The sequence below is a fragment of the Methylobacterium sp. WL103 genome, assembly GCF_008039885.1.
GTDB classification, from domain to species: Bacteria; Pseudomonadota; Alphaproteobacteria; order Rhizobiales; family Beijerinckiaceae; genus Methylobacterium; species Methylobacterium cerastii.
Genome location: NZ_VRUX01000212.1, coordinates 1 through 6767 on the forward strand (window position 1 = coordinate 1; position 6767 = coordinate 6767).

General features: G+C 70.3%; 6 protein-coding genes. 1 reads left to right on the forward strand and 5 read right to left on the reverse strand.

From position 1 onward, the window contains the following. Nucleotides 1-82: 82 nt before the first annotated feature. The 4 genes from FV222_RS13915 to FV222_RS13930 all read right to left on the reverse strand — a co-directional run bounded on the left by FV222_RS13915 (nucleotide 83) and on the right by FV222_RS13930 (nucleotide 4375). Nucleotides 83-622, reverse strand: a complete 540-nt coding sequence (locus tag FV222_RS13915; RefSeq protein WP_147764279.1) for a DUF559 domain-containing protein — start codon at nucleotides 620-622, stop codon at nucleotides 83-85. A 4-nt stretch (nucleotides 623-626) separates the two neighbouring features. Next, nucleotides 627-2033, reverse strand: coding sequence for a UDP-N-acetylmuramate--L-alanine ligase (murC, locus tag FV222_RS13920; protein WP_147814696.1), 1407 nt, complete (start codon nucleotides 2031-2033; stop codon nucleotides 627-629). A 69-nt stretch (nucleotides 2034-2102) separates the two neighbouring features. Further along, nucleotides 2103-3212: an undecaprenyldiphospho-muramoylpentapeptide beta-N-acetylglucosaminyltransferase gene (gene murG / locus FV222_RS13925; protein ID WP_147814698.1), complete on the reverse strand. Its 1110-nt coding sequence runs from the start codon at nucleotides 3210-3212 to the stop codon at nucleotides 2103-2105. Then, nucleotides 3209-4375, reverse strand: coding sequence for a putative peptidoglycan glycosyltransferase FtsW (locus FV222_RS13930; RefSeq protein WP_147753363.1), 1167 nt, complete (start codon nucleotides 4373-4375; stop codon nucleotides 3209-3211). The genes murG and FV222_RS13930 overlap by 4 nt, the downstream gene beginning before the upstream one ends. Nucleotides 4376-4592: 217 nt before the next feature. Here FV222_RS13930 and FV222_RS13935 point away from each other — a divergent pair, with 217 nt between their 5' ends. Then, nucleotides 4593-6068 (forward strand): PAS domain-containing methyl-accepting chemotaxis protein, encoded by a 1476-nt coding sequence (locus tag FV222_RS13935; protein WP_147764276.1) that lies wholly within the window; start codon nucleotides 4593-4595, stop codon nucleotides 6066-6068. Between the two features lie 53 nt (nucleotides 6069-6121). On the opposite strand, the gene FV222_RS13940 is transcribed toward FV222_RS13935, so the two are convergent. Further along, on the reverse strand, nucleotides 6122-6767 hold a 646-nt coding region (locus FV222_RS13940; RefSeq protein ID WP_281406886.1), incomplete at its 5' end, for a cyanophycin synthetase.

Here is a 6767-nt window from a genome sequence, read left to right on the forward strand (position 1 = left end):
GCCAGCGACGGGTTCGCCAGCAGCCGGCCGCGCAGGTTCGGCGCGCCGGCGCGGATCGCGGGCGTGATGTCGGCGAAGGCGGTCATGTGTGCGCCCCCCCTCTCCCCGCACGCGGGGAGAGGGCTTCGTCGACCTCGTCGTCGACGAAGCGAGGCGGCAGCCGGGGGTGAGGGGGCGGTTCCGAACGAGGCACGATCGTCGAGACCCCCTCACCCTCGCCCTGCGGGCTCACGCCCGACACGACGAAGTGTCGGGCGTCCTCTCCCCGCCCGCGGGGAGAGGGGGGCAGCGCGGCGAGGATCGTGTCGATCACGGCGTCGGGGGTGTTCATGATCTCGTGGTTCCAGAAGCGGAGGATGCGATAGCCCTGGCCCTTGAGCCAGGCATCCCGAACGGCGTCCCTTGCACTCTCGGCGTGCTGCGATCCGTCGGCTTCGACGATGAGCTTCGCCTCACGACAGGCAAGATCCGCGATGTAGGCGCCGATGCTCTCCTGCCGCACGAACTTGAACCCGCCGAGTCTTCGATCGCGCAGGCGAAGCCATAACTTGCGTTCGGCTTCGGTCTCCGTTCGGCGCAACCTCCTGCGAAGGCTCGTCCGTTGCGTATCGGACGAGCGCACGGCTTCACCCCTTCAGCCCCGCCAGCTCCGCCGGCAGGGCGTAGGCCCATTGCGTGATGTTGCCGGCGCCGAGGCAGACGACGTAGTCGCCGGGCATCGCGTGCGCGGCGACCATGCCGGCGAGGTCTTCCGGACGCTCCAGCGCCTGCGCGTCGCGGTGGCCGCGGGAGCGCAGGCCTGCGACGAGGCCGTCGCGGTCGATGCCCTCGATCGGCGCCTCGCCTGCGGCGTAGACCGGGGCGACGATGACCGTGTCGGCGTCGTTGAAGCAGGTGCAGAAGTCGTCGAACAGCGAGGCGAGGCGCGAGTAGCGGTGCGGCTGCACGATCGCGATCACCTTGGCCTCGGTGGAGGCGCGGGCGGCCTTGAGCACCGCCTTGATCTCCACCGGATGGTGTCCGTAATCGTCGAAGATCTGCGCGCCGTTCCACTCGCCGGTGCGGGTGAAGCGGCGCTTGACGCCGCCGAAGCCCGCGAGCGCCTTGCGGATCGCCTCCGGGGACACGCCCAGCTCGTGGGCGACGGCCAGCGCCGCGGTGGCGTTGAGCGCGTTGTGCTTGCCCGGCATCGGCAGGACGAGGTCTTCCATCTCCATGCGGAAGCCGGGGCGGCGGTCGCGGATCATCACGCGGAAGCGGCTCTGGCCGCCGCGGAGGTCCACGTCGATCAGGCGCACGTCGGCCTGCGGGTTCTCGCCGTAGGTGATGATGCGCCGGTCCTCGATGTGGCCGACCATGTCCTGGACCACGGGATGGTCGATGCACATCACCGCGAAGCCGTAGAACGGGATGTTGTCGATGAAGCGCCGGAAGGCGTCCTTCACCGCGTCGAACGAGCCGAAATGGTCGAGGTGCTCGGGGTCGATGTTGGTGACGATGGCGACGTCCGCCGGCAGCTTGAGGAAGGTGCCGTCGGATTCGTCGGCCTCCACCACCATCCACTCGCCCTCGCCCATGCGGGCGTTGGTGCCGTAGGCGTTGATGATGCCGCCGTTGATGACCGTCGGGTCCATGTTGCCGGCGTCGAGCAGCGTCGCGACGAGGGAGGTCGTCGTGGTCTTGCCGTGGGTGCCGGCGATGGCGACGCAGGACTTGAAGCGCATCAGCTCGGCCAGCATCTCGGCGCGGCGCACCACCGGGAGCCGGGCCTCGCGGGCGGCCATCAGCTCGGGGTTGTCGCGCTGGATCGCGGTGGAGACGACGACGAGGCCGGCATTCTCGACGTTGCCGGCGGCGTGGCCGACGAAGGTCTTCATGCCCTTGTCGGCGAGCCGCCGCACGTTGGCGTTGTCGGAGGCGTCGGAGCCCTGAACCGTGTAGCCGAGGTTGTGCATCACCTCGGCGATGCCGGACATGCCGATGCCGCCGATGCCGATGAAGTGGATGGGACCGAGCTTGTCGGGCAGCTTCATGGCAAGAACCGTTTCATAGGAAGAACCGTTCGATGGCGGGACTGCGCCGAGGCGTGCGTCCCGGAAGACTCAGGTGCGGGCGGCCGTGTCGACGACCACCGTGGCGAGCCGCTCGGCGGCGTCGTGGATGCCGGCGCTTTTCGCCGCGTCGGCCGCCGCGGTCAATTTTTGAGGATTCTCGAAGGCGTCGACGAGTTCCGCGGTGAGGCGGTCCGGCGTGAACGCGGTCTGGGCCATCGCCAGCGCCGCGCCGATCTTGGCGAGCGTCGCCGCGTTGGCCGCCTGGTCCTGGTCGAGGGCCCCGGGCAGCGGCACGAGGATCGACGGGCGGCCGATGGCGGCGAGCTCCGAGACCGTCGAGGCACCCGAGCGCGCGACCACGAGGTGGCTCGCCGCCATCCGCCCGGGCAGGTCCTTGAAGAACGGCGCCGCCTCGAGGCCGGCGAGCCCCATGGCGAGGTAGTCGTTCTGCACCGCGGTCAGGTCCTCGGGGCGGACCTGCTGCACGAGGTGGAGGCGGGCGCGTAAGGCAGCCGGCAGCTGCGCCAGGGCCTTCGGCACGACCTCGCCCATCACCCGCGCGCCCTGGCTTCCGCCGAAGACGAGGAGGTGCAGGACGTCCGTCGGCCCGAGCGGCGGGTAGGCGACCTTGGCGGCCTCGATCACCGCCGGGCGCAGCGGGTTGCCGGTGTGGATGCGCGGCGCGCGCGCCTTGTCGGGGACGCCGCGGACCTCCTTGAAGCCGGTGGCGATGGTGCGGGCGCCGCGCGCCAGGAAGGCGTTGGCCCGGCCCATCACCGCGTTCTGCTCGTGGATGATGGTCGGCACCCGCAGGATCTGCCCGGCGAGCATCGGCGGCACGGTCGGGTAGCCGCCGAAGCCGACGATCGCCGCAGGGTTGATGCGCTTGACCGCCTTGGCGGCCTCCGCGAAGCCGCGGCCCAGCGTCAGCACCGCGCCGGCCCGGCGCAGCATCGAGCGGCCCGACGGCGTCGCCGAGGTGATCGTGACGACCTCGGAGGCCGGGAAGCCGTCCGCGATGGAATCGACCCGCGCGTCGGTGGCGAGCACCACGCGGATGCCGCGGGCGCGGAGCGCGTGGGCGAGGCTCTCGGCCGGGAACAGGTGGCCGCCGGTGCCGCCGGCGCAGAGCAGGATGGTGGGCGTGAACACCGTCACCGCATCACCCCGGCGACGGTGGCCGGCGCGGTGCCGGGAGGCTTCTGGCTCAGCATCGTGGTGCGCGGGCGCTTGCGGGTGAGGGCCACGAGGAAGCCCATGCCCAGCGCCAGCGAGATCAGCGACGAGCCGCCGTAGGAGACGAACGGCAGCGTCATGCCCTTGGCCGGCATGAGCTGGGTGTTCACCGCCATGTTGATGCAGGCCTGGAGGCCGAAGAGGGTGATCAGACCGGTGATGGCGAGCCTCGAGAAGGTGTCGTCGGTGCGGCGCGCGAGCTTGAGCCCGCGCAGCACGATGTAGGCGAACAAAGCGACGAGGCAGAGGCAGACCAGGACGCCGAATTCCTCGCCGGTCACCGAGAAGATGAAGTCGGTATGCGCGTCGGGCAGGTGGCGCTTGGCGATCCCCTCTCCCGGGCCGGTGCCGAACCACCCGCCGGAGCGGAACGATTCCTGCGACCAGAAGGTCTGGAAGCTGTCGCCGGAATCCTTGTCGAGGAAGCGGTTGAAGCGCTCGCGCACGTGGTGGAAGAACGTGTAGGCGGCAAACACCCCGGTCAGGCCGAGGACGCCGAGCACCGCCACCCAGATCAGGTGCAGGCCGGCCACGAAGAACAGGGCGCACCACACCAGCGTGATCAGCATCGTCTGCCCGAAGTCGGGCTGCAGCAGCAGCGGCACGATGGTGATCGGCAGGAGCAGGATCGCGAGGAAGCCGCCCGGCATGTCGCGGCGCTGCGCGCCTTCCGAGAACGCCCAGGCGGCGACGATGACGAAGGCGGGCTTCACGAACTCCGAGGGCTGCAGGCCGAACGAGCCGAACTGGATCCAGCGGTGGGCGCCCTTGATCTCCGGGCCGAACTTGCCGGCGAGCAGGCACAGGGCGACGCCGACGAGCCAGGTGCCGAGCGCGAGCCGGCGGATGCCGCGCAGGCTCAGGAACGACACGGCGCAGATCAACCCGATCGTCGGGGCGAGGTACATCGCCTGGCGGTTGAGGAAGTAGAAGGTCGGCAGGCCGATGCGCTCGGCCACCGGCGGGCCGCCGCCCATCAGGAAGACCAGGCCGGCGACCATCAGGGCGGCCAAGGCCGCGAGCAGGCCGCGGTCAACCGTCCACCACCAGTCGGTCAGGGGCGTGCGTTCCGCGCGGGACATCATGGGCGTGCGACGACCTTCGAGCGGTCGCGCAGGAGCACGCGACGGTCGGGAGCGATCCTGTCCGCGAATGGTAAAGGCATCCTTGCCAAACCCGCCAAGCCGCCCGGCCCGCCAGCCGATCCGTAGTGCATACGAAATTTTAACGGCGAAATTGCAATCTTGAATTGCAATTACGACAGCGCCTCCTTCCGAGTCGCCACGCCGGGACGATCCGCCCATGTTCGCCGCACGCAAGACCGTCGAAGCCGCCGCCAAGCTCGCCGCCCTCGACCGCGTCCAGGGGGTGATCGAATTCGACCTGTCGGGCCGAATCCTCGACGCCAACGCGAACTTCCTCGCGGCCGTCGGCTACACGCTTCCCGAACTCGTCGGGCAGCCGCATGCGATGCTGGTCGACCCGCAGTACCGGGACTCGGCGGAGTACAAGGCGTTCTGGGATCGACTGCGCACCGGCGCGTTCAGCGCAGGCCAGTTCCGGCGGATGGCGAAGGGCGGCCGCGACCTCTGGATCGAGGCCTCCTACAACCCGATGATCGGGCGGGACGGCAAGCCCTACAAGGTGGTGAAGTTCGCCACCGACATCACGCGCCAGAAGGCCGAGGATGCCGACCGGGCGGGCCAGATCGCGGCGATCGACAAGGCGCAAGGGGTGATCGCCTTCGATCTCGACGGCACCATCCTCGATGCCAACGCGAACTTCCTCGCAGTGGTGGGCTACGACCTGTCGGAGGTTCGCGGGCGCCCGCACAGCATGTTCGTCGAGCCGGCTTACCGGCAGAGCGCCGAGTACGCGGCGTTCTGGGCGGCGTTGAAGCGTGGGGAGTACCAGGCGGCGCAGTACAAGCGCATCGCGAAAGGTGGCCGCGAGGTCTGGATCCAGGCGACCTACAACCCGATCTTCGACGCCGCGAACCGCCCCTACAAGGTCGTGAAGTTCGCCACCGACGTCACCGACCAGGTCATGCTGCTGGCCAACCTTCGCCGGCTGATCGAGCGCAACTTCACCGAGATCGACCAGGCGATCGGCCGCTCGGCGGACGGGTCCGGCGCGGCCTTCGCCGCCGCGGAGACGACCTCGAGCAACGTGGCGATGATGGCGGCGGCGTCTGAGGAGTTGGCCGCCTCCGTCGCCGAGATCTCCCAGAGCATGGGGCATTCGCGCAGCGCGACCGACGCCGCCTTCGAGCGGGTCCAGGCGGCCGGCGGGTTCACCCAGCGCCTCACGGAGGCTGCCGGGTCGATGACCGGCATCGTCGGCCTGATCCAGTCGATCGCCGCGCAGATCAACCTGCTCGCGCTCAACGCCACCATCGAGGCGGCGCGCGCCGGAGAAGCCGGACGTGGCTTCGCGGTCGTCGCGAGCGAGGTCAAGAACCTCGCCAACCAGGCCGCCCGCGCGACGGAGCAGATCGGTGCCGAGATCAACGGCCTGCAGGGCCTGTCGAGCGAGGTGGTCGGCGCGCTGGATTCGATCAGCGGCTCGGTCGACATCATGCGCGAGAACGTCGTGGCGACGGCGAGCGCGGTCGAGGAGCAGAGCATCGTCACGCGCGACCTGTCGCAGAACATGCAGGCCGCGGCCCAGGCCGTGGCGGCGATCACCGCCAACATCAGCACGATCTCGGCCTCGGTGACGGAGGTCTCCGTGGCGGTCACGACGACGCGCGAGGCGGCCAGCGTGCTGGCCCGGTAGGGCCACGTCCGGCACGAGGCGCGCAGCGAGCTGGCGTGCCTCGAAGCGGCGGCTCAGGGCAGCGCGCGCACGAGCTCTCGGAACACGTCGCCGCGCTGCTCGAAGCTGCGGAACTGGTCGTAGGAGGCGCAGGCCGGCGAGAGCAGCACCACCGGCTCGGGCGCACCCGACGCCGCCGCGCCCTCGGCCGCCGCCTTCACGGCGACGTCCAGGGTCTCGCAGCGGGTGTAGGGCACGGCGCCCTCCAGGGTGGCGGCGAAGGCGTCGGAGGCCGCACCGATCAGGTAGGCGTGGGCGATGCGCTCGAAATACGGGACGAGCGGGAAGATCCCGCCGTCCTTCGCCTTGCCGCCGAGGATCCAGTGGATGTCGCGGAAGGCGGTCAGCGCCTTCTCGGTCGAGTCGGCGTTGGTCGCCTTCGAATCGTTGACGAACAGCACCGGCCCGCGGACCCGGACCTCCTCCATCCGGTGCGGCAGGCCGGGAAAGCTCGCGAGCCCGGCCTGGATCGCGTCGGCCGCAAGCCCGAGGGCGCGGGCGACCGCCACGGCCACGGCCGCGTTCTGCCAGTTGTGCGCGCCGCGCAGCGACCGGATCGCCGACACGTCGGCGAGCGGCGCGCCGTCGCGGTCCGAGACGATCCCGTCGCGCACGGTGACGGCGTCGGCGGTGAGCGCGGCGTCGCGCGGCACGTGGATG

Excerpts from the sequence above, each read along its gene's own strand:
- FV222_RS13930 (WP_147753363.1), bottom strand. The coding sequence starts at position 4,375 with ATGATGTCCCGCGCGGAACGCACGCCCCTGACCGACTGGTGGTGGACG.
- murC (WP_147814696.1), bottom strand. The coding sequence starts at position 2,033 with ATGAAGCTGCCCGACAAGCTCGGTCCCATCCACTTCATCGGCATCGGC.
- FV222_RS13935 (WP_147764276.1), top strand. The coding sequence starts at position 4,593 with ATGTTCGCCGCACGCAAGACCGTCGAAGCCGCCGCCAAGCTCGCCGCC.